25 protein-coding genes are annotated in these 26,416 nt (G+C 45.6%); 15 read left to right on the forward strand and 10 right to left on the reverse strand.

Annotated elements, in window-relative coordinates:
* Positions 1-3 precede the first annotated feature (3 nt).
* On the reverse strand, positions 4-345 hold the full coding sequence (locus JOE49_RS09000; protein WP_209940939.1) for a phage tail protein: 342 nt from the start codon (positions 343-345) through the stop codon (positions 4-6).
* Positions 346-583: 238 nt separating this feature from the next.
* Between JOE49_RS09000 and JOE49_RS09005 the strand changes: the two genes are divergently transcribed.
* From JOE49_RS09005 to JOE49_RS09015, 3 genes are read left to right on the forward strand one after another with little or no spacing between them, the layout of a single operon-like run.
* Positions 584-2,281 (forward strand): spore germination protein, encoded by a 1,698-nt coding sequence (locus tag JOE49_RS09005; protein ID WP_160789452.1) that lies wholly within the window; start codon positions 584-586, stop codon positions 2,279-2,281.
* Between the two features lie 25 nt (positions 2,282-2,306).
* Complete coding sequence (locus JOE49_RS09010) at positions 2,307-3,401, forward strand: GerAB/ArcD/ProY family transporter (RefSeq protein WP_160789451.1); 1,095 nt, start codon at positions 2,307-2,309, stop codon at positions 3,399-3,401.
* On the forward strand, positions 3,398-4,597 hold the full coding sequence (locus JOE49_RS09015; protein ID WP_160789450.1) for a Ger(x)C family spore germination protein: 1,200 nt from the start codon (positions 3,398-3,400) through the stop codon (positions 4,595-4,597). The genes JOE49_RS09010 and JOE49_RS09015 overlap by 4 nt, the downstream gene beginning before the upstream one ends.
* A 63-nt stretch (positions 4,598-4,660) precedes the next feature.
* Here the strand turns inward: JOE49_RS09015 and JOE49_RS09020 are convergent, their stop codons facing one another.
* Positions 4,661-5,209 (reverse strand): PadR family transcriptional regulator, encoded by a 549-nt coding sequence (locus tag JOE49_RS09020; protein ID WP_209940940.1) that lies wholly within the window; start codon positions 5,207-5,209, stop codon positions 4,661-4,663.
* Between the two features lie 166 nt (positions 5,210-5,375).
* Here JOE49_RS09020 and JOE49_RS09025 point away from each other — a divergent pair, with 166 nt between their 5' ends.
* A complete protein-coding gene (locus JOE49_RS09025) occupies positions 5,376-5,867 on the forward strand; it encodes a phenolic acid decarboxylase (protein ID WP_013308656.1) in 492 nt (163 codons plus the stop codon).
* A gap of 103 nt (positions 5,868-5,970) precedes the next feature.
* On the opposite strand, the gene JOE49_RS09030 is transcribed toward JOE49_RS09025, so the two are convergent.
* From JOE49_RS09030 to JOE49_RS09040, 3 genes are all read right to left on the reverse strand, one after another.
* Complete coding sequence (locus tag JOE49_RS09030) at positions 5,971-6,417, reverse strand: hypothetical protein (protein ID WP_209940941.1); 447 nt, start codon at positions 6,415-6,417, stop codon at positions 5,971-5,973.
* A gap of 271 nt (positions 6,418-6,688) precedes the next feature.
* A complete protein-coding gene (locus JOE49_RS09035) occupies positions 6,689-7,078 on the reverse strand; it encodes a winged helix-turn-helix transcriptional regulator (RefSeq protein WP_023986908.1) in 390 nt (129 codons plus the stop codon).
* A gap of 162 nt (positions 7,079-7,240) precedes the next feature.
* A complete protein-coding gene (locus tag JOE49_RS09040; RefSeq protein WP_071559335.1) occupies positions 7,241-8,584 on the reverse strand; it encodes a glycoside hydrolase family 30 protein in 1,344 nt (447 codons plus the stop codon).
* 210 nt (positions 8,585-8,794) lie between these two features.
* Between JOE49_RS09040 and JOE49_RS09045 the strand changes: the two genes are divergently transcribed.
* The 7 genes from JOE49_RS09045 to JOE49_RS09075 all read left to right on the forward strand — a co-directional run bounded on the left by JOE49_RS09045 (position 8,795) and on the right by JOE49_RS09075 (position 14,657).
* Complete coding sequence (locus JOE49_RS09045; RefSeq protein WP_028541060.1) at positions 8,795-9,475, forward strand: response regulator transcription factor; 681 nt, start codon at positions 8,795-8,797, stop codon at positions 9,473-9,475.
* A complete protein-coding gene (locus tag JOE49_RS09050) occupies positions 9,472-11,241 on the forward strand; it encodes a sensor histidine kinase (RefSeq protein WP_069079776.1) in 1,770 nt (589 codons plus the stop codon). Before JOE49_RS09045 ends, JOE49_RS09050 begins: the two co-directional genes overlap by 4 nt.
* Positions 11,242-11,265: 24 nt before the next feature.
* Positions 11,266-11,775: a CDP-diacylglycerol--serine O-phosphatidyltransferase gene (pssA, locus tag JOE49_RS09055; protein ID WP_023986912.1), complete on the forward strand. Its 510-nt coding sequence runs from the start codon at positions 11,266-11,268 to the stop codon at positions 11,773-11,775.
* Between the two features lie 22 nt (positions 11,776-11,797).
* Positions 11,798-12,292, forward strand: coding sequence for a DedA family protein (locus JOE49_RS09060; RefSeq protein WP_013308662.1), 495 nt, complete (start codon positions 11,798-11,800; stop codon positions 12,290-12,292).
* A gap of 87 nt (positions 12,293-12,379) precedes the next feature.
* The gene (gene psiE / locus JOE49_RS09065; RefSeq protein ID WP_025723919.1) at positions 12,380-12,796 is read left to right on the forward strand and encodes a phosphate-starvation-inducible protein PsiE; all 417 of its coding nucleotides are present in this window, start codon (positions 12,380-12,382) and stop codon (positions 12,794-12,796) included.
* 54 nt (positions 12,797-12,850) lie between these two features.
* Entirely contained in the window at positions 12,851-13,858 is a 1,008-nt protein-coding gene (locus tag JOE49_RS09070; protein ID WP_023986914.1) for an AI-2E family transporter, read from the forward strand.
* Positions 13,859-14,099: 241 nt separating this feature from the next.
* Positions 14,100-14,657: an NADPH-dependent FMN reductase gene (locus JOE49_RS09075; RefSeq protein WP_028541058.1), complete on the forward strand. Its 558-nt coding sequence runs from the start codon at positions 14,100-14,102 to the stop codon at positions 14,655-14,657.
* A 101-nt stretch (positions 14,658-14,758) separates the two neighbouring features.
* On the opposite strand, the gene JOE49_RS09080 is transcribed toward JOE49_RS09075, so the two are convergent.
* Together JOE49_RS09080 and panB are read right to left on the reverse strand one after the other, a co-directional pair.
* Positions 14,759-15,682, reverse strand: coding sequence for a ketopantoate reductase family protein (locus tag JOE49_RS09080; protein WP_209940942.1), 924 nt, complete (start codon positions 15,680-15,682; stop codon positions 14,759-14,761).
* Entirely contained in the window at positions 15,682-16,554 is an 873-nt protein-coding gene (gene panB / locus JOE49_RS09085; protein ID WP_160789519.1) for a 3-methyl-2-oxobutanoate hydroxymethyltransferase, read from the reverse strand. The genes JOE49_RS09080 and panB overlap by 1 nt, the downstream gene beginning before the upstream one ends.
* 531 nt (positions 16,555-17,085) lie before the next feature.
* On the opposite strand from panB, the gene JOE49_RS09090 reads away from it, so the two are divergent.
* The 3 genes from JOE49_RS09090 to JOE49_RS09100 all read left to right on the forward strand — a co-directional run bounded on the left by JOE49_RS09090 (position 17,086) and on the right by JOE49_RS09100 (position 19,230).
* On the forward strand, positions 17,086-17,457 hold the full coding sequence (locus tag JOE49_RS09090) for an MmcQ/YjbR family DNA-binding protein (protein WP_023986918.1): 372 nt from the start codon (positions 17,086-17,088) through the stop codon (positions 17,455-17,457).
* 140 nt (positions 17,458-17,597) lie between these two features.
* Positions 17,598-18,224, forward strand: a complete 627-nt coding sequence (locus JOE49_RS09095) for a nitroreductase family protein (protein WP_023986919.1) — start codon at positions 17,598-17,600, stop codon at positions 18,222-18,224.
* Between the two features lie 55 nt (positions 18,225-18,279).
* Positions 18,280-19,230 carry a ring-cleaving dioxygenase gene (locus tag JOE49_RS09100; RefSeq protein ID WP_053324602.1) on the forward strand — a complete coding sequence of 317 codons (951 nt, stop codon included), beginning with the start codon at positions 18,280-18,282 and terminating at the stop codon, positions 19,228-19,230.
* A gap of 128 nt (positions 19,231-19,358) precedes the next feature.
* Here JOE49_RS09100 and JOE49_RS09105 read toward each other — a convergent pair whose 3' ends face one another.
* Positions 19,359-22,724 (reverse strand): DEAD/DEAH box helicase, encoded by a 3,366-nt coding sequence (locus JOE49_RS09105; protein WP_209940943.1) that lies wholly within the window; start codon positions 22,722-22,724, stop codon positions 19,359-19,361.
* 166 nt (positions 22,725-22,890) lie between these two features.
* Complete coding sequence (locus JOE49_RS09110; protein ID WP_209940944.1) at positions 22,891-23,841, reverse strand: macrolide 2'-phosphotransferase; 951 nt, start codon at positions 23,839-23,841, stop codon at positions 22,891-22,893.
* Between the two features lie 333 nt (positions 23,842-24,174).
* Here JOE49_RS09110 and JOE49_RS09115 point away from each other — a divergent pair, with 333 nt between their 5' ends.
* Positions 24,175-25,263, forward strand: a complete 1,089-nt coding sequence (locus tag JOE49_RS09115) for a site-2 protease family protein (protein WP_023986923.1) — start codon at positions 24,175-24,177, stop codon at positions 25,261-25,263.
* A 160-nt stretch (positions 25,264-25,423) separates the two neighbouring features.
* On the opposite strand, the gene JOE49_RS09120 is transcribed toward JOE49_RS09115, so the two are convergent.
* The gene (locus JOE49_RS09120; protein WP_023986924.1) at positions 25,424-26,338 is read right to left on the reverse strand and encodes an AraC family transcriptional regulator; all 915 of its coding nucleotides are present in this window, start codon (positions 26,336-26,338) and stop codon (positions 25,424-25,426) included.
* Between the last annotated feature and the right edge of the window lie 78 nt (positions 26,339-26,416).

A 26,416-nucleotide genomic window follows, 5' to 3' on the forward strand; every position in this document is an offset into this window, starting at 1 on the left:
ATATTATGGGCGGGACGGGTATGACCCCTCGGTAGCGATGTAGTAGTTTACATTTGGCAACGGGGAAGCTCCGCGTAAGTCAGGCAATGCAAATGTGTTCATTCCATCACCGCCAAAATTAGTGCCCAGCAGGCTGAACAATGCAGCATTCTGATTAATGCTCAAGAGTTGACCCTCGCATTTTAGCCAGCCCTGGGGAGCGAACATGTAAGGATACATCGTAATTTCCCCAAGATAAGGTTCGGGCGATGCTTGAGCCTGCTGGGGACTGATCGCCGTTCCCCCTAACAAAATGACCGCTAACAAACTCAACACAGCGGCTTTCTTCCAAAAATGATTCTTCATACCTACAACTCCTTTTTAGTTTCGAATAATGGCCCACGAATTCAACAAATTTGTGACATTAGTCATAGAATGAATAGATATTATCATGGAATTCCACTTTTGACACTACAGTTCATCTATCAAATTCACCTTTTTATTCCTTTTGCGAGCAAAGAAATTTATTCCATTGCCGATGCATCTTTTTTCTAATCCAGGTAAATCTATATACAAATCCTATGGAAGTGAAGGAGGAAAGAACGTGTGGCAGGTCATCGGGACTCATATACCCAAATGGAACGTATGGATAGAAGCTGTCTTTTTGTTCATCATACCTTTGATCATTTTTCTGATGGTACGACAAATTAAAGCGATGGATGGTCGAGAGAGCAGACGGATGGAACGATTAAAGCTTTTAGAAGAAGACCGCTCGCAGCAGGCAGATCGTAATCCGTCTGTAAGTGAGGCTGAGAAGATAAAGGGGACCTTTACCGAAGATTATGAAGCCAATGTAGAAAAAGTTAGACAAGCCGTCATGGATATGTCAGACGTGAACGAACGATCTATTTTTCTGGAAAAACTGAACGCTGTAGGCACGCTTTTTTTTGTGGATGGCTTAACAGATAAGGTTGGCATGGATCAGAACATTTTAAAGCCACTGATGGATTGGGGGAGTTCCGGGCAAGGGGGGGAGGATCTTCCGAGAGGAGAGGAGCTTCGGAATATGTTTATTCGTCAGGTCATGCTGGTATCGGAAACAGAGTATACGTTAGAGGTGCAGTTCTCCTTGCAAAAGGTGCTGTTCGGTTCTGTCATACTCATGATTCAGGGCATACCAGGCGCTTTTGTGTTGGGTACACCCAGAGGGAATACACGAGGGGTGGAGGACCCCATATCGGAATCGGTGCTACGGGGACCACGAGTCGGATTTACAGAGACGCTCAGTGATAATACAGCGATGCTGCGCAGACATGGAGAAAGTACGGAACTAGCCATGTCGTCCTTCAAAGTCGGCAAAAGAGTGGAAAAACAGCTGATGGTAGTGTACTTCAGAGACATTGCCGACCCGGAGCTTGTAGATGAGGTGAAGCGGCGGGTTCAAACCATTGATATGGATGAGGTACTGGAATCGGGCTATGTGGAGCAGCTTATTGAGGATAATTTTCTTAGTCCCTTTCTGCAAATTCAAAATACAGAGAGACCGGATCGGGTCATGGCTGCATTACTGGAGGGACGTGTGGCGATTCTGCTGGACGGTACACCTTTTGCGCTTCTTATGCCTGTAACGTATGGGATGATGCTCCAGTCCCCCGAAGATTATTATGAACGATGGATACCAGGTTCGCTTATTCGATTCCTTCGTTTTATGGCAACTTTCATATCGCTGTTCGCCCCGGCGCTTTATATCTCCTTTATTTCGTTTCATCCCGGATTGATTCCAACCAAGCTGGTCATTTCCATTATCAGTGCGAGACAGGGGGTTCCATTTTCGACGCTGATTGAGGCCCTGATTATGGAAATTTCCATCGAAATTTTACGCGAGGCAGGACTTCGGCTCCCCAAACCCATCGGTCCAGCGATGGGTATCGTCGGCGGTTTGATTATTGGACAGGCCGCTGTTGACGCCGGGATTGTAAGTCCGATCCTCGTTATTGTGGTAGCAGTCACGGCGATTTCTTCCTTTTCCTCCCCTGTATACAGCGCTGGAATTTCCATGCGTGTCATGCGCTTTGGAGCCATGTTCACGGCGGCCACCTTCGGGTTGTATGGCGTTATTATGTTTTTCCTGCTGCTGAGTATTCATATGGTGAAGCTACACAGCTTCGGTGTTCCGTTCTTTAGTCTAACGGTCCCCCGTTCGTTGAAGGACTGGAAAGATTACTTCATACGAGCACCGTTGCAATTTATGAAAAATAGACCCATTCTATTGAAGCATAAAGACCCTAAGCGACAAGGATGAGTTTAACAACACAGGAGGGAGCAAGATGGCCCGTGGGAAAAAAGCGGATAAAATTACAACGTTACAGACAACGGCAATTGTGGTTTGCTTTATGCTGGCTGCTGGGTTGCTTACCCTTCCCCGAGTAGCGGTTGAAGTTGCAAAAACACCGGACGTGTGGATGTCTGTCATTTTAGCAGGGGCGGGCACTTTCCTGGTTGGATGGATTATGATCAAACTAAGTTCACGGTTTCCAGAAAGCACCTTTTATCAGTATGTTCAGCGGATAACAGGCAAAGTCATTGGCAAAGGGATTGGTATGCTGATTGTTATTTATTTTGTTTGTATAGCCGCATTTGAAATCCGATCTGTGGAGGAAGTAACGTCGTTCTTTCTGCTTGAAGGCACTCCGGCGTGGGCGATTTCAGCACCTTTTATGTGGCTCTCACTGTACCTATGTATGGGAGGAGTGGGTTCGTTAGGGAAAATATGTCAATTGATATTCCCGATTACGGCGGCTATCTTTTTGTTGATATGCTTGCTGAGTTTAAATATTTTCGAATTGAATAATTTGCGTCCTGTCTTGTCGGAGGGTGTGATGCCAGTAGTTAGAACGCTCAAGACTACATTCCTGACATTAACGGGGACAGAGTCCTTGCTGATTATTTTTTGTCGGATGGAAAAACCTGAGAAAGCAACCAAGGCAATCGGACTGGCGATTGGGATCGCGGTCGCTTTTTATACAGCTACGCTGATCCTGTGCATTGGCGCTTTTTCGTTGGAAGGAGTCTTGAGCAGAACCTGGCCATTTTTAGATTTGGCCCGCAGCTTTGAAGTGGAGTATCTGTTATTGGAACGGTTCGAATCCTTATTGTTGACCATTTGGATCATGCAAATTTTTGCTACATTCAGCATTGCTTTTTATTGCGCTTCGCTCGGAGTTTCTCAAATTTTGAATAGCTCTTATTCCAAGATGCTGTTCATTTTGCTTCCGATCATCTACTTCCTATCCCAAATTCCCAAAAATCTGAATGAGTTATTTTCTTTTGGAACGATCCTGGGGAATGGAGCTTTCGTTTTATTCGCTCTGCTTCCACTGCCACTTCTGCTTATTTCTCGCTGGAGGAAGGTGCGGTCATGATGAGGGCACGGTCAGCATTACTCGGGATAGTGGCTCTCCTGATATGCAGTACACTGTCAGGTTGCTGGAGCAGCTCGCCGGTGGAGGATCTAAATCTGATGACAGGCATTGCTATGGATGTAGAGGCAGAATCTTCGCAAGAAGAGCAAATTATTCAGAAAGGAGGAGATTATCCAAAAAAAGAGTTAATCACCGGAACCTTTCAATTTGTCATCCCTGAGGAAAGCGGAGGCTCCAATAGCTCCTCCCCACAAGCTAAAAAATTTTTTAATATTACGGAAACGGGAGATTCCGTTTTTGAAATGCTAAGAGAAATTTCATTAAGGACCAATCGGCCTCCCATCGGGCAACATCTGAAAACGATTATTATCAGCTCCAGTCTGCTTCGCAAGATTCCGTTGTATGAGCTGCTGGACTTTTTCTTAGGGGATAATGACATTCGGCCCAGCGTACAGCTACTGATTAGTACAGACAAGGCGGGAAATGCGCTTCAGGAGAAAATTCCTGGTCAGATTCCTGCTTATATTTTAAAGGATATATTCCAAAACCGTAAACGGAACGCGCGGTTGATAAAGCCCATGGCTTTGGCTAAAGTGATCGGACCCATGAAGGGTGAAAGAAGCTTTATATTACCTAATGTCATTACGGCGGAGAATGAAATCAAGCTCGCAGGTGCGGGAATCATCAAGGGAAAGACACAAACCTACGGTGGTTATCTGAATGAGTCGGAGGTCGAGGGTCTTATGTGGATCAAAGGCCAATTGGCTGGAGGCGTGCTGAAAAGTAGCGATCCCCAGACCGGTAAAAATATAGCCTATGAGATCAAAGCGGTGAAAAGCAGGATCAAGGCCATTGTTCAGGGGGACGACATTTCCTTCCAAGTGAAAATGACCTCAGAGGGACGCGTTTCGGAGGTGCATATAAAGAATGAAAATTTACGCAACAACAATGTGCTTGGACAAGAAGAAAGTATCTTTCAGGAGAAAGTGAATTCATTAGCTGAACAAACCCTAGCTAAAATGCAAAAGCTGAAGGCTGATGTCGGAGGTTTCGGAGAAGCCTTGAGGATTCAGCATCCTAAAGTTTGGCGTAAGGTTAAAGAGGATTGGGATACCACTTTTAGTACCATTCCTGTACGTTTTAGCACAGATATCCATATTGAAGATTACGGCTCTTCGATTACGACGGCAGACTAGTTTGCACCTATTTAGAAAAACCATCAATACCACGAATCTACGTGGCGTTGAAGGTTTTTTAGGCTATTCAAACAGGGACAGTGTTTCTTCCAGCCACGTAATATAGCTTTCTTCCCGATTAATGGCACGGCTCAGCACCAGATAATGCCCAAATTGATTAGAACCGGGGGCTTGAAGGTTCTCGTCCAGCTGTTGGAGGGATTTTTTACTTTCGTACAGATACTCCAGCTTCTCTTTACGTTTGGTTATTTGGTCCTCGAACAATCGCTTGTTCTCTTCCTTGGGGATGGCTGCTGAGAAATACAGCATGAGCATAAACTCATCCTTTTCCGTTTCCGGTAACTCTTTGGCGCTCAACAGCCATTCGGTCAGCTCTTGGGTTCCTTTGGGGGTGATGCAGTACAGCTTCTTTTCCAGCTTGGCTCCTGTAATGGAGGTGCGATATTCAATGAGTCCCTCTTCAGTCAGCCTTTTTAACTCGGGATAAATCTGGCTGTGTTTGGCGCTCCAAAATTGTCCGATTTCCTGCTTGAATTGGCTCGTAATATCGTAGCCGCTCATTTCCTCTTTGTGAACCAGGCCCAAAATGGCATATTTTAAAGTGCGTTTCAACGTAGCTCTCCTCGTAAAACGGTATTTGACACTAGTATACCACAGTGTTACAATTTATATGTACTTAAAAACATGTTTATATTTACATGTTTTGAATTGAATAATTATTATCTTTGGTATCCTATTCAATTCATGAAAAATTATAATTAGGAAAGAAGGATGCAAGATGGACAAGTTTATCGGCAGCCACATGATTTACACCTATGAGAATGGTTGGGAGTACGAAATATATATTAAAAATGAAGATACGATCGATTATCGCATTCATAGTGGTATGGTAGGTGGCCGCTGGGTACGTGATCAGAAGGTCAATCTGGTGAAGCTGGTGGAAAATGTGTATAAAGTATCGTGGACCGAACCGACAGGCACTGACGTGTCTCTGAATTTTATGCCTGAGGAAAAACGTATGCACGGCATTATTTTCTTTCCTAAATGGGTTCATGAGCATCCGGAAATCACTGTGCGCTATCAAAACGATTTTATTCCACTGATGGAGGAATCGCGCGAAAAGTATGAAACATATCCGAAGTATGTGGTTCCTGAATTTGCAGATATTACATTCATCGAAAATGCGGGTGTGAACAACGAACAATTAATTTCCCAAGCACCTTACGCAGGAATGACAGACGATATTCGTGCAGGTAAACTGCAAGTGTAATCAACTCTGTGCTGAAAGTGTAAAAGCCTGGCCTGTGATAAACAGTCTCAGGCTTTTTTACGTGAACTGAAAAGTGGATTGACAATGGAGTTGTGAACGATATTTAGAATGAATAGTAGACCAGGCCATGCTCGATAAGATATGAACGACTAATCCGAGGGGGGAGTATGGTCGCTGATGGGGAGAGAATGTGCAGGTTCGCATGGGTAGTCAGATCGGATAAGGCAGATAGAGCTAGCTCTGTTTTATCAGGCCCCCAGTGATCAGTATGGTGCTGAATATATTGCTCAGCCTCGGTTAAGGACAGACCCTTGAGCGAGGTAAACACGGAAGCCCAGCGGACGAGGTCAAAGGCAGCTTTAATTTCAGGCAGCTCATATTCCGCCAGACCTTGAGCGCCGTTACACGACATAGTAAGCAAGCCACAGCAATGGTGTTGATAAGGTTTTGAGTCAGGAAATTGACGATAGTCGTATTGAATCATTTCCATGGAACCAATGCTTAATTGGGTCGCTTGGGATGTTGTGGGCTGGGCAAGCGTCATGCTCATGCTAGAACGGCCTCCTTCTCGGATTCACTGTAAATAGGGATGGAAGAATCATACGTCACAGCGGATGTAATGTAAATCACGAATACAAGTGTAAAATGAGGATATGTAGCGGAAAACGAGCTTTAATGCCAATGGAAACGGATACTTGCATCCATTTCTTTTATTATCTTGGGGAACGTCTTTATATCACAAAAAAAACAACCCCAGATCTCCCCAGGGTCGTCTCTACAAAAATATAGTTCAGCATTTTGCAAAATGCTTGTTTTGCTGGTCACACGGGTGTGACGTCCTGAATCGCTTCTTCTTCTTTCCAAATCACGTTCTCGCGATAGTTTGATCCCCAATCGTACATTGCTCTCAGTACTGGAATCAGGCTTTCGCCATGCTCCGTCAGTGAATATTCCACATGTGGAGGGACGACGGGATAGACTTTACGAAGAATGAGTTTATCTTCCTCCAGCTCGCGCAATTGGTTGGTCAGCATTTTTTGCGTAATATGGGGGATCAGCTTCTTCAATTCACCAAACCGCTTGGTGCCTTCCATACCGAGATGCCACAAAATAATCAGCTTCCATTTTCCACCGATGACCGCGAGAGTCAATTCCTTATCACAATTAATCAGCTTCAAATCAATCCGGTCTTTTACAGTAGTGATATTCATCGACCTCCTGTCCGTAGTTATTCCAAGTATACTATTTATAGCTACTATACGCAAAAGGATATACATCCATTTTGGAAACTATACATATGCTTGGACACTTATAGACCGGACAGGGTTACCTAATGATGTGTGCAAGCTGGAAGAGTCCAGAAATCTGTGGCGTTAAGAAGGAATCACGATAGTATTAAAGGACTCCGGCTCCAGCTCCAAGCGGTGTGTTGTTTCACCGAGAGACAGATTCAGCACACGCGATTCCTTGAACGGATTGGCGATGACCACCACCCTTTGCCCGTCTGTATTTTGAAAAGCAACTGCATTTCCAGTCCATGAGCCACGAAGTCCGATGCGTCGGGCACCTGGTAATACAAAATGAGAAAAATGCTTCATAACGTAATATTCCGGGTTCAGGACAGGTTTTCGATCCGCGGGATCAACGGTAATCATCGAATTTTGCTCCCAGCCCCATGTGCTCTTGCCTTTCGGTTCCAAAACCATATTCCAGTAAATATAAGCATTCACACCATTGCTGAAGTAGTGCTGGTACAGATTATATACATATTTGGCGTAGTCCCATGAGTTTTCTCCGTTGCCGCATTCATTTTCTGTTTGCATGTAACGAAGCTCAGGATAACTGGCAACGGTGCGCTGAATGGCATTTTTGCCTGCCCACTGGTAGCCTACGCCTTTAATATATTTGTAGGCCTCGGGGTCACTCAATACGGTATGGGCATACTCATCGAATCCGGTAGAAGTCTTCTTCATTAATTCCTCCCACGGATCGGGAGCGTTAATGGTCCCCAGCCAAATTTCCGTATCTAGTCCGTGTTCCTCAAAAGCAGGGCCCAAATAGTCCCGAATAAATTCACGCAGCTGCTCCCCGGTCCATACACAGGAAGGGAACTTCTGATCGGCAATGACTTCATTTTGAACATGAATCTGATGGATCGTAATACCTGCCTCGCGGTAAGCCTGAACAAATTTGACAAAGTACAATGCATACGCTTTCAAAATATCCTTTTCCCAGCGCAGAGTGCCGTAATTGTAGGCTTTCGGTGATTTCATCCATGTCGGCGGGCTCCAGGGTGAAGCGAACAACTTCAGGTTAGGATTGAGTTGTAACGCTTCCCGAATAAAAGGAATGAGATATTGCTGATCACGCTCAATGGAAAAGTGCTTCATCTCCACGTCGCCGTCTGTTTCATTGTGGCTGTACCACTCCAGCGCGTAGTCACTCGCTCCAATAGGAAGTCGGCATATTGCAAATTTGTGCTCGCCCTCTGGATGAAAGAGAGAATGAAGCACCCGATCTCGTTCGTCCTTTTCCAAATGGTTCAGGGCTACATAACCCAATTCATTAAAACAGCCACCAAAACCTTCGACAAGCTGATGTGTTTCTCCCGTAAGGGTTAGGTTGGCACTATCTTGGGTATCGGTAAGATGATGAGCTTGGGATTGCCAAGCTTTAGCTTTAGAAGTGGAAAACCACTGAATGGTTTGATTACTCATGTATTACCCTCCTGTTCAGGCTTTTTGTATCTCTTCTTATTATAGGGTAGGATCACAGGAGATGAGATGGTCTGAGCCAAGACAAATTTGCCCTAATCCAAGGTCGAATTTGCTGATGAGAAGTTCTGCTGATAAGAGGTATCAAGAACACATAAAGTACACATGTCTTTGATATGCTGGTGTCCTAGAATGACGAAAGAGGGAAGTCGATTGAAGAAAAGGGTTCTTCTCGTGGAGGATGAAATACGTATTCGTGAAGTTATTGCTGATTATTTTAAACAAAATAATTGGGAAGTCTATGAAGCAGGTAATGGAAAAGATGCACTAATCTGGTTTGATTCGGTGCAGCCGGACCTGATTATACTCGATATTATGATGCCGGAGCTGGATGGTTGGGAGGTGTGCCGCCAGGTACGCAGCCGTTCAGGTGTGCCGATCATTTTGTTGACAGCCAAATCCGGTGATGATGATAAAATATTAGGCTTTGAACTGGGAGCCGATGATTATGTTACCAAACCTTTTAGCCCCAAGGTGTTGATCGCCCGCGCAAACGCGCTGATGAAGCGAGTGGAAGGACATGTACAGCCGGAGTTGCATATTTTGCGATTCGGCACTGCCATTCTCAATACGATGGCTCATCGACTTGAGGTGGATCAGGCGGAAGTCGAGCTGACGCCCAAGGAGTATGAGTTGCTGCGGCTGCTTATACATAATAAAGGCATAGTCATTTCACGGGATGTGATACTGAACCGGGTGTGGGGCATCGACTTTGAAGGAGACACACGGGTTGTCGATACTCATATCAAAAAGCTGAGAAGTAAGCTAGGCCGTGAATCACGCCATATCCGCACGGTTTTTGGTACAGGCTACAGGTTTGAGGAGGAAGAATGAACAAACGGGGAGTTACCTTTAAGTTGTTCATTATGACGGTTGTGTTTTTCCTGTGTTTTTACGGTATGGTGATTTTAAGTCAATTTCTGTTTTTTGAAAATTTTTATCAGCAACAGAAGATTGGTCGTGTGGAAAGTCGTTTGAAAAGCTTCGGTCAAAGTTATGTCCAGGAGGCTTGGGGATCGGGCAGGGTTTCGCGAGAGGCAGCTCGCTTTATGCTTCAGAATAAGAACCAGTTGGCGATTGTTACCCTAGACGGCAAAGTAAAGCTGGATGATGCGTTTCATATCAGTCTCAGAACAGCAGATGGTAAAGTTGTTAAGATATCGCTGTCTCTGTTTATGAGCGAGTACGGAGATGAGTTGAGAGCTGCCCGGATTCAGCCCGGTGATACGGTAACGGTTGAAGGTGAGGTATTGGGGACTGACGGCATCACTTCCCCCAACTTAATTTATCCATTAGGCATTCAGAAGCCTGGTTTCAAAAATATAGGAACGACATCGCAAGCGGCTGGCACAGATGACAGTGTAAGGTTATCCGGTACGGTGACAGAGATTGCACTGCCAGATCTGAAAACATGGAGTCAGCGACAAGGATTACTGTTTGGTGCGCTGGAGGAATGGTTCCCTTTATCACAGGCGCATCTGGAGAAACTTAAGAATTTCGAAGTGTTGGAGGAAGATTGGACGGAACCTTGGACAGGGGTACGTAATGCAGTCATAGTCCATCCTGTTCGTCAGGACACAGGCGAGATCGACCTCCTGTTCACAGTGACATCGTTGCAGGAAATTAGTGAGACGAATGAAGCTCTGCGCTGGTTTTATCTGTACCTAGGGATCGGGGGATTTGCACTCATTCTGATTTTGTCCCTGTTCTATTCCCGGATGGTGACCCGTCCGCTCATTGCTTTGAATAATACCGCCAAGCGAATGGCTAAGCTCGATTTTACAGCCCATACACCAATCCGGCAGAATGATGAGCTGGGCAGCCTGTCCTACAGCATGTATACCCTGTCCCAGAACCTGGACACGGCTTTGCGCGAGCTTCAGGAGGTCAATCAACAATTGGTCGAGGACATGGAACAGAAACAGAGGATGGAGGCTGTGCAACAAGACTTTTTTGCCAACGCTTCTCATGAGCTAAAAACCCCGCTGAGTATCATTAAAGGCTTCGCAGAAGGACTACAAGATGGAGTTAGCGCCGGGAAGCAGGATCATTATATGAAAGTCATTGTAGAGGAAGCGGACAAAATGGAGCGATTGGTCAAAGATATGCTGGACCTCGCTAAATTGGAATCTGGAACCCTCAAGCTCCGCAAGACGACCTTTATCTTGAGTGAGCTGGTGGAGGAAGTCGTGGACAAGCTATTCCATCTGTTGAAGGAGAAAAAGCTGGAAGTGGTCATTATCCCCGCCAATGAGATGCCGATTCATGCCGATGTAGGATGGATGGAACAGGTGATTATCAACTTTGTTGTCAACGCCATACGGCATGCTGAGGAAGGAAGCTCAATCACGATTCGTATCGAAGGCGCTGAGAAAATCCGGTTTTTTTCCATTGAAAATAAAGGTGAGACCATTCCTGACGATCAACTGGAGCAGATATGGGACCGTTTTTACCGGGCCGAGCTGTCACGTAGCCGCCAGACGGGTGGGACAGGACTGGGGCTGTCGATCGTCAAACGAATTTTAGATTTGCACGAATTCCGCTATAAGGTGGAGAATACCAAGGACGGCGTCCGTTTTGTTGTTATATTCGGAGGCTAAGCTACGGCAAAGGAGTTAAGGAGTATGAAATGGAATTGGTTGCCCTCACTATTCACGATTGCAAACCTGGGGGCAGGGGTCTTATCCCTGTATTTTACGATTCATGAGCAATACATGACCGCTTTTATTCTCGTGGTGGTGGCTGCTTTATGGGATGTATTAGACGGTTTGCTGGCAAGGCTGTTGCATTGCTCCAGTGATTTTGGCAAACAGCTCGACTCGCTGGCGGATGTTGTCTCATTTGGGGTTGCCCCTGCTTTCTTGATCTTGTTATACAAACTGGGAGATACCCATTGGATAGGACCGCTTGTGGCTGTTTTGTTTGTCATATGCGGTGCGGTAAGATTGGCAAGATTCAACCTAATGGCTTTTAGCAAAGGCTTTGTAGGTATGCCGATTACGGCGGCGGGTGTGATTTTGTCCTTTATGTTTTTATGGAGTGAGCATTTGAAGCCGGGGTTGTTGCTTGCATTAATGGTAGTGCTGTCGTTCCTGATGGTTAGCCGTATTCCCTTTCCGTCCTTCAAAAAATAATCGGTCAGGAGGTGGCTCTCCTATGGAATGGGTCATCAGCATGATTACACAATACGGATATATCGCTATTTTTGCTCTTCTTGCTCTTGGGATTATCGGTCTACCGGTTCCGGATGAAATTATTATGGTTTTTGTCGGCTATTTATCCTCTATCATGGTACTGAATTATTCGGTGTCTATATTAGTCAGCTTCATCGGTGCAATGACAGGGATGATGATCAGCTACACGCTAGGCAAAAAGCTGGGTCAGCCCTTGGTGGATAAGCACGGCAAGTGGGTTGGATTGACACCGAAGCGATTTGCAAGAGTTAAGGGGTGGTTTGCGCGTTTTGGGTTATGGACCATTTTGTTTGGTTATTTTATCCCAGGAGTCAGACATGCGACAAGCTATTTGTCGGGCATTAGTGCGATGCCTGTCCGAAAATATATGCTGGTGGCAAGCGCAGGTTCTCTGATATGGACGCTTATCTTTATCTCCATTGGTTATATTGCAGGGGCGAATATAAACTTTCATTAAGGTGACCTCAAAAGTAATGTAGCATTTTTCACGTATACCACCGATAATATAAATAAAGATACTGTACAACCAGTGAGGGGATCTGTATTGAATGCATTAATGAAGTATATTGAGAAGTTACCTAGTTTTCTGCAAATGATCTTGAATATCTCGCTGTTTCTGGTCGGGCTGATTTTAAGCTTCTTACTTCTAAAAGAAACATGGTCCATTTTTTCTTATGTTTTTTTGTACACAGAGGCCGACAAAAATTACTATGAATTTACGGAAGAGTTGCTTGTGTTTTTCTTGTATTTTGAATTCATAGCATTAATAGTTAAGTACTTTAAAACCAATTTTCATTTTCCATTACGTTATTTTATCTATATTGGGATCACGGCTGTCATCAGGCTCATTATTGTAGATCATGATGATGCTAAAAATACATTCTGGTGGTCTATTGCTATCTTAGTCATGGTAGGTTCTCTATTGATCGCTAACAGTAAATTGATAAAAAGAGAAAATTGATGCTCAGGAAGATTGCAAAGTTGACAGTCAAGTGGAAAGAGGGAATAAAGACGAATGGTAAGAAACTGGATGAATCATGCGGGCGTCAGGCGGGTAGCCGTCCTTGCGATAATCGTTTTGCTGTTGTTTATGTTAAGAAGCATGATGAATATTATGTTGTTAACACTGCTGCTTACGATCTTGATTGGTAGTATATATAACGGAGTGAATAAGCTGGTCAAGCGGTTCGTCAATGTGCCGTCAATGATCGTGCTGCTACTGGTGTATGGGCTGCTAATTCTGATTATGGTGTGGGGCGTTTATAGAATGGTGCCGCTAATCGTTGTACAGGTCAAGCAGGTGTATCTCATGATTCAGCAAGCGTATATGTATCCTGATCGTAATCAATGGAACGAAACGATTATCGAATTTATGGACACGCTGAATGTTCAGCGGCTATTTGAGCCTGGCCTGAGTGCAGTGATGAAGGTCAGTCAATTGGGAACACAGCTTCTGGTGTCGATTATTTTGAGCTTGTTCTTCCTGATGGAAAAATCATATATTACACGTTTTACAGCTACGTTTGTAGATAGCAAGCTGGGTTGGTTTTTCAAGGAAGTGGGTCATTTTGGCCGTATGTTTCTGGATACGTTCGGGAAGGTATTGGAGGCTCAACTACTGATTTCACTTATTAACTGTATATTGACCACGATTGCACTCTGGATTATGGGCTTCCCTAATCTGCTTGGTCTTGCGCTCATCATTTTCGTACTTGGATTGGTTCCAGTGGCAGGTGTGTTTATCTCACTGGCACCGCTCGGCCTGATCGCTTTCAGTGTCGGCGGCATTCAATATGTGATTTATCTAGTTATTCTGATCGTGGTGATTCATGCGATTGAGGCCTATTTCTTAAATCCGAAGCTGATGTCATCCAAAACGAATTTACCGATCTTCTTTACCTTTGTCGTACTTATTTTCTCTGAGCATCTGATTGGAATTTGGGGCTTGATTGTAGGTATTCCGTTGTTTGTTTTCTTCCTTGATCTGATTGGGATAAAACGCAAGCAAGAGAAGGATACTTGATTCAGCACTACAGATTCCACCCTTGTATAGTGACTATTGATTCATCACGAATGCCTGCGAAGCCACAGGCATTTTTTTATTGCCCTTTTGTTCATAGGAAAAAATCGCTGACGCTCATCATCATGCAGGAGGTGTCCAACGGCATTATCAATGCATTCTCACTTACTTTTTAATTCTCTTGTTAGCTATAGTACACTGAATATGCAAGATTAGATCAAGTTAAAAGAAATGAGATGATCGGATGGAACAGAAAATTAAGGTATTGGCTATATCGGGTAGCCTTCGTCAAAAGTCCTCCAATACAGCGCTTATGAAGGCTACTATTGGGCTGGCTTCTGAAAATATGATATTCACAGTCTATGATGGATTGGGGGATCTCCCGCATTTTAACCCTGACTTGGATGTAGATGAGGGGTCAGCTTCCGTAAAAGAGCTACGGGAGCAATTGAAACAAGTGGATGGAGTACTGATCTGTACACCGGAATATGGGAATGGTGTGCCGGGTGCTTTGAAAAATGCCTTGGATTGGCTCGTATCTTCAGGTGAATTTGTAAATAAACCTACAGCGGTCATTAGCGCGTCACCGTCTCCTATGGGCGGCCATCTTGCGCATGCCTCGCTGCTGCTCACATTGCAAATGATCAATGCACAGATTGTGGAGAATGGAAAGGTCATTATTCCGCATATCACCTTGAAGCTAAATCAGGAAGGTGAAATTACAAACGCTGAAACTAGGCAGGAGCTAGAAGCATTACTTCAAGGGCTTGAGCAAGCATGCTCAAGCACAGGAACTCTTTAGATTTTTGAAGTTTAATAAAGGAAAAGCAGCGGCAGTCTAAGATTTCATTTTCACCTTCGAAGCTGCCGCTTCCTCTTTTAATTGATTTTAAAGTTTGAATTTTAGACAGTGTCCAATAAGCTCTCGTATACCTTTAATCGGGCATATACCGTTTCGAGTATGGGGTAAACAGTATTACTGGTTGCAGCCAATGCAAGCAGTGAACCATGTAGATGACTGGCTTCAACCGGAAGCTTTTTAAGCATATCGCGTTGCATGGATGACATCATCTCTGGTCGTAAGGATTCCATCGTTTTCAGTGTATGAGCTTCCATCTCTGAATCAATCGGCATCCCCGCGTTGCGAGCAAGTGTGACAATCTCATGCAGCAGCTTTTCGTATATAGCTCGTGACTCTGCCGTGGCAAGTATAGTCCCAACCGAGGCATCCATCAGTGTTGTAATTGCACTCAAGCTGGCAACGAATATATATTTCTGCCACACTTCACGCTGAATATCGTGACTTCGTGCCACTGTGAAGCCTGCATGATCAAGATGATTCAGCAGCAGTTGTGTACGCTCTGATTGCACTCCGTTCCATTCACCGAAGACGATACGGTGGAACGGACTTGTCTGAACAATAGAACCATCATGATCCAACGTAGTTTCAATATAACAAAGTCCGCCCAGCACTTTTTCAGAACCGAATTGTTTACGCAAAAAGTCAAAATGTTCGTAACCATTAAGTAACGGAAGAATCATGGTATGATCACCGACATAAGGCTCAAGATCGAATTGCAATTGGGGAAGATGATACGCTTTGACCGAAATGATAATACAGTCGAACGGATCGGCAGCTTCACCATTTGTAATAGCACGCACTGGTGTCTGAAAATCCCCATGAACACTTTTAACAATTAGACCGTCTTTTGCCAACTGAGATTTTTTTGAAGGGCGTACGAAGAAGGTCACGTCTTCTCCTTTTTGAACAAGAAGTCCCCCAAAATAGCCTCCAATCGCCCCTGCACCTACAATCAGAAATCGCATTATAGGGTCCCTGCCTTTACTCTTGCATTCCCGTATAGTCCTTCTACTACGTTCTCATCTGCCTTAAAAACATGCTCCTCGCCCGGAAAAGAACGATTCTTCACGTCTTCGACATATTGACCGATACTGTTGCGAATCAAAGTACCTATATCCGAATAGGTTTTTACGAACTTTTTCTCCCGGTAAGGAGCTGAGTATTGTAACATGTCATGATACACCAAAACCTGGCCATCACAGTATCTCCCCGCACCGATGCCAATGACCGGAATAGATATCTCTCGGGTGATGCTCTTCGCTACTTCCTCTGTCACCAGCTCCAGCACGATGGCAAAAGCTCCCGCTTGCTCCAGGGCCCGGGCATCATTTAGAAGGCGCTCAGCGGCCTGTGAGTTTTTACCTTGAATGAAGTATCCGCCGATTTGATGCACAGACTGTGGTGTAAGTCCGATATGCCCCAGTAGTGGGACGCCGGATTGAACAATTCGCTTCACGGTGTCGCAAATTTCCATGCCCCCTTCTAATTTCACGGCATGGGCATGTCCCTCTTGCATGAGCCTGCGCACATTAGTAAGGGCTTCTTCACTACTCCCGTGGTACGTCATAAATGGCATATCCGCGACAATAAAAGTATGTTCCGCACCGCGCACGACAGACCGTGTATGATAGACCATATCATCCATAGTGACGGGCAGTGTGGAGTTATAATTAGATAACACATTACCTACGGAATCACCGACAAGGATGATATCGATCCCGGCTTCCTCAGCCAAACGAGCAGATGGATAGTCATACGCCGTAATCATACTTATAGGTGAACCTTCTCGTTTCATTTTCTTCAATTGCAAAATATTAAGTGCTTTCGAGGTTGCCATGGTTGCATTCAAATCCTTTCCTACCTTTATTTTAGATCACAAAAAAAACCTTTCAGCACATGGCTGAAAAGGTCCGAAAGGCAAAAAAAGAGTCAATTTGCGACCGTTCTTTTGTCTCGGTCCTTGCGGATCAGAGCAAAATCCAACGAGTTCACCTCCATAGGCTCACACATCTACATATTGAATTACAGTAACTAGAGTACCGTTCGAATGTATCGATACAGCCTCTCACGGAAGTATACCAAAATATAGGGCTGTTGCATAACATTCTCTACTATATGAACAAAACAAGCCCCTCCAACTTCCTATTCGGAAGTGAAGGGCTGTCAGCTTGCAGATACAGTATGTGAAATATCGCTAAATCTTTAGGACGTGTATGAGGTCACGGACGGTCGATAAATTCATATAGAAAGGATTGACCCTCCCGATAGAATTCTAATTGTAACATGGGACTATTGTATGTGGAGAGCGTGATATAATAGGGCACAAATCGTTTCATAGATGATGAATCAAGCAGAGGAGTGAAGGCTGGTGTATGAACAAATTGTAGCGTATGGTCTGAGCCAAAAAGAGGCTGTTAAGGATTATCCATTCGGTGCTGAAACGCTAGTACTGAAAGTTGGAGGCAAGATGTTTGCTCTATTATCTGAAAAGGACGGCATTAGCCACCTATCCTTGAAATGTGATCCGATCATTGCGGTAAATCTGCGTGAACAAAACAAGGCAATTAAGCCAGGCTATCATTTAAATAAAAAGCATTGGAATACGATTGAGGTTGATGCTACCTTCCCACTGGAGGATTTGTACAGCATGATCGACCATTCGTATGAGCTAGTCTTCAAGAGCTTAACCAAAGCGCAACGCGAAGCGATTACGATGAGGATACGGGCAACGGATTTGTAAAGGGCTGGTGAAGCCCTTAGGTTGTATCCAAAAATACTTACTAACATGATTATAGTTTTAGTTGACAGAAAACACGAATAGATATATTCTTAATTTAAAGATAATTTATTTGAAAATAATATCAAGGAGTGGAACTTAACATGAGCGAACTGGTGAATATTATTCAAGAGAGAAGATCAGCTTCTAAATTTATTCCTGATGTTACTATAGATGCAAAAGAACTAGAAGAAATATTTCAGTTGGTGAAGTTTGCTCCATCGGCTTTTAATTTACAGCATACGCGCTATATCGTAGTGCAGGATGCAGATACCAAACAAAGACTGCATGATGAGGCAAGTAAGCAGTATAAAATATTAACGGCTTCGGCGACCATTGTAGTGCTGGGGGATACAGAAGCTTATACCAAGGTAGCTGACCTCAACGAAGGCTTCCTGAATTTAGGTGTCCTGAGCAAGCAGGAATATGATAGTACAGTGGAGTCGGTAACTCAGTTTTATCGCGAGCGGGGACCTGTCTTCCAGAGAGAAGAAGCGATCCGTAATGCCAGCCTGTCGGCTATGCAATTGATGTTGATTGCCAAGGACAAAGGCTGGGATACTTGCCCGATGATCGGTTTTGATCCGGCGAAGGTGCAGGAAGTACTGAATATTCCAGAGCAATTTGTACCCGTGATGATGATTACCTTGGGTAAAGAGGACGAATCGGGTCAGCGGGCACGGGGATACCGCAAGCCGGTTGGACAATTTGTCAGCTACAATGGATTTTGAAATTTGTAAATCATTTTTGTAAATAAATCATCATGTTAATGAAGGAGTGATAAAGATGTCATTGAAAACCGCTGGAATTCACCATATCACGTCCTTTGCAGGAGACCCGCAGGGCAACGTTGATTTTTACGCAGGCGTACTTGGTCTGCGATTGATTAAAAAGACGATCAACTTTGATGCTCCAGAAGTATACCATTTGTACTTTGGTAATGAAGAGGGCAGCCCGGGAACGATCATTACCTTTTTTCCAGCTCCGGGTACACGCAAGGGTAAGATTGGAGGTGGACAGGTCGGGATTACGACGTATGTCGTGCCGTCCGGTGCTTTGGAATACTGGGAAAACCGTCTGCACAGCTTGAAGGTGTCTTTCACGAAGGCCACTCGTTTTGGCGAGTCATTCATCCAGTTCCGAGACAACGAGGGCTTGCATCTGGAGCTGGTGGAGCGGGAAGATGGCCCGGTGAACACGTGGACAGCTGGCGGCGTGCCTACGGATAAAGCGATCAAGGGCTTTGGCGGGGCGGTACTGTACAGTGCGGATTCCAAGCATACGCAAGAGGTGTTGGAGAACGTCCTGGGGATGACTCCCATCGGAGAAGACGCAAATGCAGGCTACATCCGCTATCAGGCGACAGGTGATTTGGGCAACCTGATCGACATTCCGGTCAAAGATGTCCCGTGGGGGAATGGCGGCGCCGGTACGGTTCACCATATTGCCTGGCGCGCGCAGGACGATACGGAGCATCAGGCGTGGAACGAATGGGTTCATCAGCATGGTTTTGGGACCAGTGGTATTGTAGATCGCCAATACTTTAATGCCGTATACTTCCGCGAGCGGGGCGGTATTTTATTCGAGATCGCAACCGATCCACCCGGATTTACCGTGGATGAGGAATTGAATGAGTTAGGACATAAGCTGATGCTGCCTGAATGGTATGAGCCTCAGCGCACCCAGATTGAGTCTAACCTGGTTCCCATTGAACCTAGAGTATTAAAACAGGATTAATCTGCTCGATCCAAACAATCATATTTAGAAGCAAAAAGGTCCAATACGGGAAGATTTCTACCGTGATTGGACCTTTTTTTGCATGTGGAATTGTCATACTAACGTATAAATAAGCGTGGAAGAGTTGGCTAGATCATGAGCAGTTCACGAATCTCCAGCTCGGTCAGTGCCGAAAGGGTTTCTTGCCCCGGTTGAATGACCTGGTCGATCATGTTTTTCTTTTTTTGTTGCAGCTCATACATTTTATCCTCTACCGTGCCTTGGGCGACGAGACGAATAACCTGCACGACTTTTTTCTGACCCATTCGGTGTGCGCGGTTGGTAGCCTGCTCCTCTACAGCGGGATTCCACCATAGGTCATACAGAATGACTGTATCTGCGCCGGTGAGGTTCAGGCCAGTGCCTCCTGCCTTTAGGGAAATCAGGAACAGCTCGCGTTCTCCTTCGTTGAAGCGACTGCACAGCTCGACTCGTTCCGGAGCGGGAGTCTGCCCATCCAGGTAAAAGTAGGACACCCCTTCTCGAGCAAGCTCACGTCCGATCATTTGAAGCATCGTAGTGAACTGTGAAAAAATGAGTATCCGTTTCCCAGAGCTGAGACATTCCGTAATGATCTCCAACAGCTGTTCAAATTTGGCGGAGCTTCCCGTATATCCTTCGATGAACAAGCCTGGATGACAGCAGAGCTGACGAAGTCGGGTCAGACCTGCGAGAATTTTGATCCGATTTTTCTGAAATCCTTCCTCGTTGAGATGCTTCAACGTTTCATGCTGGAGCTTGGCCAGATAGGCTGTATACAGCTTTTTTTGATCTGGCAGAAGCCGGGATACCTGCACGGATTCGATTTTCTCCGGCAGCTCCTTGAGGACATCGCTCTTAAGACGGCGCAACAGAAACGGACGAACCCGCTTGGCAATCACATTTCGAGGCAGGTTGTGAAACACTCTTTTCCCACCGGGAAATAGCGCAGGAAATACAACGTCGAATATGGACCATAACTCTTCCAATGTATTTTCTATAGGCGTTCCTGTCAGGGCAAAACGGTAACGGGCTTTTACATCCTTAACAGCTTGTGCCGTCTGGGTGGCATGGTTCTTGAAAGCCTGCGCCTCGTCCAGTATGAGCGTATGAAACGATGGCTTGCTGTACACATCTGCATCGCGCCGTAGCAACGGGTAGGACGTAATGACGACGTCATAACTGGCGGCATCCCGTATGATCCGGCCGCGTTCTTCTGGGCTGCCATCTGCGATAGTGACGCGGACGTGTGGAGCAAATTTCTCCAGCTCATTCCGCCAGTTGTACACCAGTGATGCAGGGGACACGATCATGGCTGGAAGCTGCTGGCTGCGAATCTCCGGCAATACTGAGACGAGAAAGGCGATACTTTGCAGCGTTTTACCCAGCCCCATATCATCTGCCAAAATGCCCCCAAAACGGTAATGCGCCAATGTCTTAAGCCATTGAAAGCCGTAAACCTGATAATCTCTCAAGATAGGAGCAAGCATGTCTGGAACTGGAAAGTCGAGATGGTCTGGGTTACGTATATTTTCCAGCAGCTGGCGAAAGGTTTTACCCAAAGTCAGGTTTTTTCCATGATCGTGAGGATCAATTAAGTACAGTCCTTGCGTGACGGGAACACGAATTTGCGCTGCATCCAGATCGCTTTTGCGGATACCTGTTTCATTCATGAACCGAATCAATTCCTTGTACTCCTCTGTTTCCAACGGCAGCAAGGCACCATTCGGCAGACGGTGATATCTCTGTTTTTCCTCTAACGATTTGAGCAGCTTGCGAATTTCCGGTTCCGGAATGCCCTCCATATCAAATTTAAATTCAAGCCAATCCGTACGTTCATCCCATTCCGCCCGTATCCTTGGGGTAGGCAGAGTATTGTTTATTTTCGCTTTGACTGCACCTGTAGCATAGACATCCAGCAGCTTTTCCAGTTGCGGAACAGTATGGTACAAAAAATCGTACTCTGCATCTTCATCTTCCATAAAATATCCGCTGTCTGTTCTGGCAAAGGAGCTATGCTCCATCAGCTCCAAAATACGCTGCTCCTGTTCCCCATCACGTATCAGAATTCGGTCGTTACCAGGCGTTCGTGCATCTGTTTCCAGCGGGTTGATGATGATATCCCCATATTGGAACTCCAGCCCTGCCAGTAGCTTATCTCTTACCCGGTCCAGATATAGCTTTGCCTTCAATGGCTGCTGTGTGACCCGATCTGAGACGGACCGAGTCATATGAACACGTCCGAGCTTCATTAACCCGGGTACAACCTTGTCCATAAAAGATTCCATCTGCTCTGGCGCAATCAGAACTTTTCGCCTGTGGTGTACCTCTACCATCCGTTTTAGCTCGGACAAACGCCGTAAGGGATCGGCCTTCTGTTTGACAAGCTTGCCATCGGCAATGACGACACCATAGTCTTCCATGATGGTCAAGTCATCCAATCCTTGTATGCTTAGCTGGTAGCCTTCGGTTATGGCCCCGGCCTCATCAAATTCAAATTGCAGTGGAAGCATCAGGTTGGATTGGGGAATACCCTCGCTCATGTTTCCGTGAATTTCAAAGTAGACGCCCTGTGCTGTTGTCAGCAAGGGGAGCAGCTTTTCCCAAGCCGCAGGCGGAATGAGGAGCATTCGCTCGCCGCTCATATGACTACTGGAAGATGAATACGTACCTGAGGTTTCCCGAATCATACGCTCATGGTGGCACACCTGGGATAATTGCTGGAGAATAGCGTCATGTTCAGGACGGAAGCGGTACAACTCAGGTTCGTACGAGAAGCTTTTCGTGAACATGTAGCTATCCCCACGGTCAATACTATCCAGAAACGGACGAATTTTCTGGACGATATATAATCGTTTGGGGCCAGCTTTCATTTCTACACCAAACATATATTTTTGGTAACCGTAGGCAAAAGGCCGGATGACGAATTGAAAATCCAAGACCGCACGAGTATCCAGCAGGGTAGGCGTGCTGCGAAGCGGTCTCTTGCGGTCAAATAGTTTTAACATACTGTCGGTCAGCTGGAGATCCCCTTGTGTGATGTCAGAGGATCGTGCCGTTTTAGCAGTGTAATCATACGGAGCATCTGTAGATGTGTACATCCCGTCTGAATCCATGCTTCCTGCTGTATCTGGGGTAGTACCGGGATGAAGTCTGGAGGCGTAGGAGCGTACAGACAGACTTTTTCCACGGCGTATATCATGGGCGTTAAGGAGAACAGCAGCGATATGTTTGCAATATCGTCCGGTGTTCTGAAATGTGCTACAGGTGCACTCTGCTCGGATACTTCCATTGGATCGGATCATCGCCGCAACAGCATAAAAGCTGCTTCCTTTGACCGTAGCTTCGTATACCCCTTCATCATGATCTATTTGTGTAAAGGCCACTCTTTTGGCCCGGTAATAGGCATCCCCGTCGTCATAAGCAGCTTGACTGCATAGTTGTCTGATGGCTCGCCGGGTAAGTTCAAAACTCATGATTCGTAATCCTTTCCTGAGTTATTCCGTTTTCTTACATGATAACAGAACAGACAGGAGGATGGACACTTGGGCGCGAAACGTAACTTTACAAAAAAAGGAGAGCAGAAAAAAACAGGCCTTGGTCCGTCATTGAACCAAAGCCTGCCAGGTGGCTACAGCTATATTATATGTCGAGCAGTCCTTCTTCTTGGTCATGGACACCCAGCGCGTTACGTGCCATCTCCATATATTCATCTAGCCCGGATTTGAGGGCGAATTCGGCGATAAGCACAGGGTAAGCCGCGGTCAGTTCAACGATATGTTCGATCATACGCGGCCATACACGTCCGCCTGCTGCCTCGTAAAGCTTCAATAAACGAGTAAGCTCTACTTCTCCGAACAAAGTATAGTAACTCGTAAAATCAATCGCCGGATCAGCTACTTCGGCCTCGGTCCAGTCCAGCATTCCAGTAACCTCTGTATTCGAAGAGACTAAAATATGGCCTGGGTGCAAATCACCGTGTACAAGTACGGAATATTCCGGCCAGTAGCTATCGTCTGCCAGCCAGGTTTGCCATCGTTGCCATAGCTCGCCAGATACACCAAAGACGCTCCTTATTTCCTTCATCCGCTGGTCCATCAATTGCCGAACTTCGTCGTGCTGCTTTACGCGGACACCGAAATTTGCTGCCTGTTGGTGATCCGTCCGGTGCAACGCGGCTAGGGCTTTAGCGAGCGAAGCAACGAATCTTTCCGTCAGAGCCTCAGGATTGATGAACCATACGTAGCTTTTTGTTTCCATATCAATGGTAGCGGCAGGAGTGCCCTCCAGTTGAGGGTAGGCGATGAACTCTGGACTATACACTTGCCAATCCGGTACCGCTACAGGAAGAGTATCCCGAATCAACTGAAGCACTTTGTGCTCGTAAGCGGCTGATTGGACCACATCTGTTCGTCGCGGTGTACGTAGAACCCAAGGGGTACCCTGAATGTCTTTGGCGAATAGTGCCCGAAAATCTAGCCCGGACTCGTTGAGCTCTAATCCTTCATGTAGTATGTGAAGCCCGTTGCTTTTGGCAAGGGCCAATATATCACTAACGTCTTTTGAGTTAGTCAAGGAACGCTTTTCAGTCATATGAAACACACCTCATTGTTCAGATTTAGTTTAAAAAAAGGTAACTTAAACAAGCCTCAACCTTCCATATAAAAAAACGGGTTGAGCTTCATTGAAAAGCCTATCCTTTTTTCTGAGACGCATGTAGTGAGTACACATGAAAGAGCAAACCTCCTTTACAAAATAGGGCATCTAACCCAGCACCAATATAATATCCTACATTGGAGGATGTCTACAATACGAGGAATAATATAAATGGCTACCCCAGTTCGCTTATCTGTGAGTTAGAGAAGTTTTTACAAGCTGCACATAGCAGGATACAATGGAAGTGTTAAAGAAAGGAGGCGGATACTTTTGCAAAATGAAGAGAAAAAGACCGATTCCAAATCCGGCTCATCCAAATGGTACCTTGGTAGTGCAGCAGCATTGCTTCTTCTGAAAGGTAAGTCGTTACTTGCCCTTTTAAAATTCAGTAAATTTGGCGGTGCGCTGATATCTATGGCGATAACGATTGGCACATATGCGATCATTTACCCGTGGGGATTTGCGGTCGGATTCGTGTTGCTGTTGTTTGTGCATGAGCTGGGGCATGTATTGGCCGCCAAGCGCAAGGGGCTTCCCGTATCAGCACCGTTATTTATTCCTTTTCTCGGTGCGCTGATCACAATGAAACGGCAACCTTTGGATGCGCAGACAGAGGCTTATGTAGCCATGGGCGGCCCGTTACTGGGGACGGTTGGGGCTATGGCGGTATACGCAGGAGCCTATGCAACAGACAGTCCCCTGTTGTATGCGCTCTCGTATGTCGGATTTTTCCTGAACCTGATCAACCTGCTGCCGATTCATCCGCTCGACGGAGGACGGATTTCCACGGCAGTGACGCGTTGGCTGTGGCTGGTGGGCCTATTGGGTGGAATTGTAGTCGTAGTATATTTAAAATCCTTTTTATTTTTCTTGATATGGGCGTTCTTTGCCTACGATTTGTACAAAAAATATGTTAAACGCAATAAAGAGGAGGTTAAGGTCCAATCCTTTTTGCAAAAGCCGCTGGTGAACGTACAGCATCTGTATGAGCAAGGATATCCGCTGCCCGGACCGGAGCACACGCGCAGATTATCTTTTAATACCTACTCGGATTTGGAGGGGCAGCAATATGTGACGGTGTATATGGAAAGTCTGGATGTGGAACAGACGCTTCTGCTGCCACAGCAGTGTCTTGTCCAGCATGTATGGCTGAACGGTGTGGAACATATACCGACGCCGGATGCGTACCAGCTCAGATTGCTGTGTGGGATTGATTACATTCCGTTTGAAAATGATAAATATTACGAAGTACCCGCATCATCACGCTGGAAATTCGGCATCGGTTACTTGGCTTTGGCCGTATTCCTGATGGGGATGATGTATGTGGTGCACCAGCATATAGGGGATATTAGGCTGTGATTCGAGTAATGAGAGCTTAGTCAAGATTTTAGATCATTAAGGCAACGGTAGAGCTTATAGAAAATAGAGTCAAAAGAGCGCGACAACCGCAATATTCGGTGTCACGCTCTTTTTTTTGTATGAATAGCAGGGTGGAGCCCTTGCTATCCGTCCTTATATCTTAAATCCTTTGTGCATCAGTAATCGGCTTTAACGTCTGACGGTATTTAAGTGGGCTGGTGCCTGTCCAGCGCTTGAACTGTCTGCTGAAATGAGCCAGACTGGAGTATCCGAGCAGGGAAGCTACCTTGTTGAGTGGCAGATTGGGCTGCTGGATCAGCACCTTAGCCTCATGTAGCTTGGTCTCCGATAGATAGTGACGTGGAGAATAGCCGTATACCTTGCGGAACACTTCCTGGGCATAGCCAGGACTGATCCCGAGCGAAGCCGCCACATCTTCAAGGCGGAACGCTTGCTCGCCAGATTCATCTTCCCGATAAGGCTTAAACCTTGATTGAATGGCTTCCATGATGGCCTTGGCATATTGAACGGATGAAGGCGCAATTCTGGGCTCCAAACCGGTAGATATCATTTGCGAGAATATCCCGAATAGCTCAAATAAGGCAATTTGCATACGAAAACGGTCTGCTGTCGTATATTCTCCGCTTTCTTGCACCATGCCAATCCAGCTATGGACGACCTTTTGCAGCTTGGTATTCGTTTCAGTACCCGCTGGGAAAAAGAGCTGATTGCTCTTAATCATTTCCTGACGGAACAATGGATCATCGACATTAAAATGAGAGCTAAAATAGTACATGCCGTTTGGGGAAACACACTGACTCACATGTTTGAAACCCGGCGGAATGATTAAAATATCACCCTCCCCAACTGAATATACGTTATTTTCCATAATCGTTTCCTGACGACCTTCTAAAATGAGTGCAATTTCAAAACCGATATGAGATTCCTCAGGCATGCACCAATCCGCTTTGACCCGGTGAATATGGGCGCCAAAAAATTTCACATTCCAGTCAATAATGGGCAGCCATCGGCAATCATGGAATAGAGCTGGATCAACATCAGGATTTAATATCATCAGATCACCTTCGATTAGGGCAAATTTTACACCGCTTAGACAATCTCATTGTATCTAACATTTAACTATAATAAAAGA

Source organism: Paenibacillus sp. PvR133 (assembly GCF_017833155.1).
Lineage (GTDB): Bacteria > Bacillota > Bacilli > Paenibacillales > Paenibacillaceae > Paenibacillus > Paenibacillus polymyxa_B.

What these genes read in the sequence shown, in the direction of transcription:
- JOE49_RS09000 (WP_209940939.1), bottom strand. Translation starts at nt 345, where the DNA reads ATGAAGAATCATTTTTGGAAGAAAGCCGCTGTGTTGAGTTTGTTAGCG.
- JOE49_RS09010 (WP_160789451.1), top strand. Translation starts at nt 2,307, where the DNA reads ATGGCCCGTGGGAAAAAAGCGGATAAAATTACAACGTTACAGACAACG.
- JOE49_RS09015 (WP_160789450.1), top strand. Translation starts at nt 3,398, where the DNA reads ATGATGAGGGCACGGTCAGCATTACTCGGGATAGTGGCTCTCCTGATA.
- JOE49_RS09025 (WP_013308656.1), top strand. Translation starts at nt 5,376, where the DNA reads ATGGACAAGTTTATCGGCAGCCACATGATTTACACCTATGAGAATGGT.
- JOE49_RS09030 (WP_209940941.1), bottom strand. Translation starts at nt 6,417, where the DNA reads ATGAGCATGACGCTTGCCCAGCCCACAACATCCCAAGCGACCCAATTA.
- JOE49_RS09035 (WP_023986908.1), bottom strand. Translation starts at nt 7,078, where the DNA reads ATGAATATCACTACTGTAAAAGACCGGATTGATTTGAAGCTGATTAAT.
- JOE49_RS09040 (WP_071559335.1), bottom strand. Translation starts at nt 8,584, where the DNA reads ATGAGTAATCAAACCATTCAGTGGTTTTCCACTTCTAAAGCTAAAGCT.
- JOE49_RS09050 (WP_069079776.1), top strand. Translation starts at nt 9,472, where the DNA reads ATGAACAAACGGGGAGTTACCTTTAAGTTGTTCATTATGACGGTTGTG.
- pssA (WP_023986912.1), top strand. Translation starts at nt 11,266, where the DNA reads ATGAAATGGAATTGGTTGCCCTCACTATTCACGATTGCAAACCTGGGG.
- JOE49_RS09060 (WP_013308662.1), top strand. Translation starts at nt 11,798, where the DNA reads ATGGAATGGGTCATCAGCATGATTACACAATACGGATATATCGCTATT.
- JOE49_RS09070 (WP_023986914.1), top strand. Translation starts at nt 12,851, where the DNA reads ATGGTAAGAAACTGGATGAATCATGCGGGCGTCAGGCGGGTAGCCGTC.
- JOE49_RS09075 (WP_028541058.1), top strand. Translation starts at nt 14,100, where the DNA reads ATGGAACAGAAAATTAAGGTATTGGCTATATCGGGTAGCCTTCGTCAA.
- JOE49_RS09080 (WP_209940942.1), bottom strand. Translation starts at nt 15,682, where the DNA reads ATGCGATTTCTGATTGTAGGTGCAGGGGCGATTGGAGGCTATTTTGGG.
- panB (WP_160789519.1), bottom strand. Translation starts at nt 16,554, where the DNA reads ATGGCAACCTCGAAAGCACTTAATATTTTGCAATTGAAGAAAATGAAA.
- JOE49_RS09095 (WP_023986919.1), top strand. Translation starts at nt 17,598, where the DNA reads ATGAGCGAACTGGTGAATATTATTCAAGAGAGAAGATCAGCTTCTAAA.
- JOE49_RS09100 (WP_053324602.1), top strand. Translation starts at nt 18,280, where the DNA reads ATGTCATTGAAAACCGCTGGAATTCACCATATCACGTCCTTTGCAGGA.
- JOE49_RS09105 (WP_209940943.1), bottom strand. Translation starts at nt 22,724, where the DNA reads ATGAGTTTTGAACTTACCCGGCGAGCCATCAGACAACTATGCAGTCAA.
- JOE49_RS09110 (WP_209940944.1), bottom strand. Translation starts at nt 23,841, where the DNA reads ATGACTGAAAAGCGTTCCTTGACTAACTCAAAAGACGTTAGTGATATA.
- JOE49_RS09120 (WP_023986924.1), bottom strand. Translation starts at nt 26,338, where the DNA reads ATGATATTAAATCCTGATGTTGATCCAGCTCTATTCCATGATTGCCGA.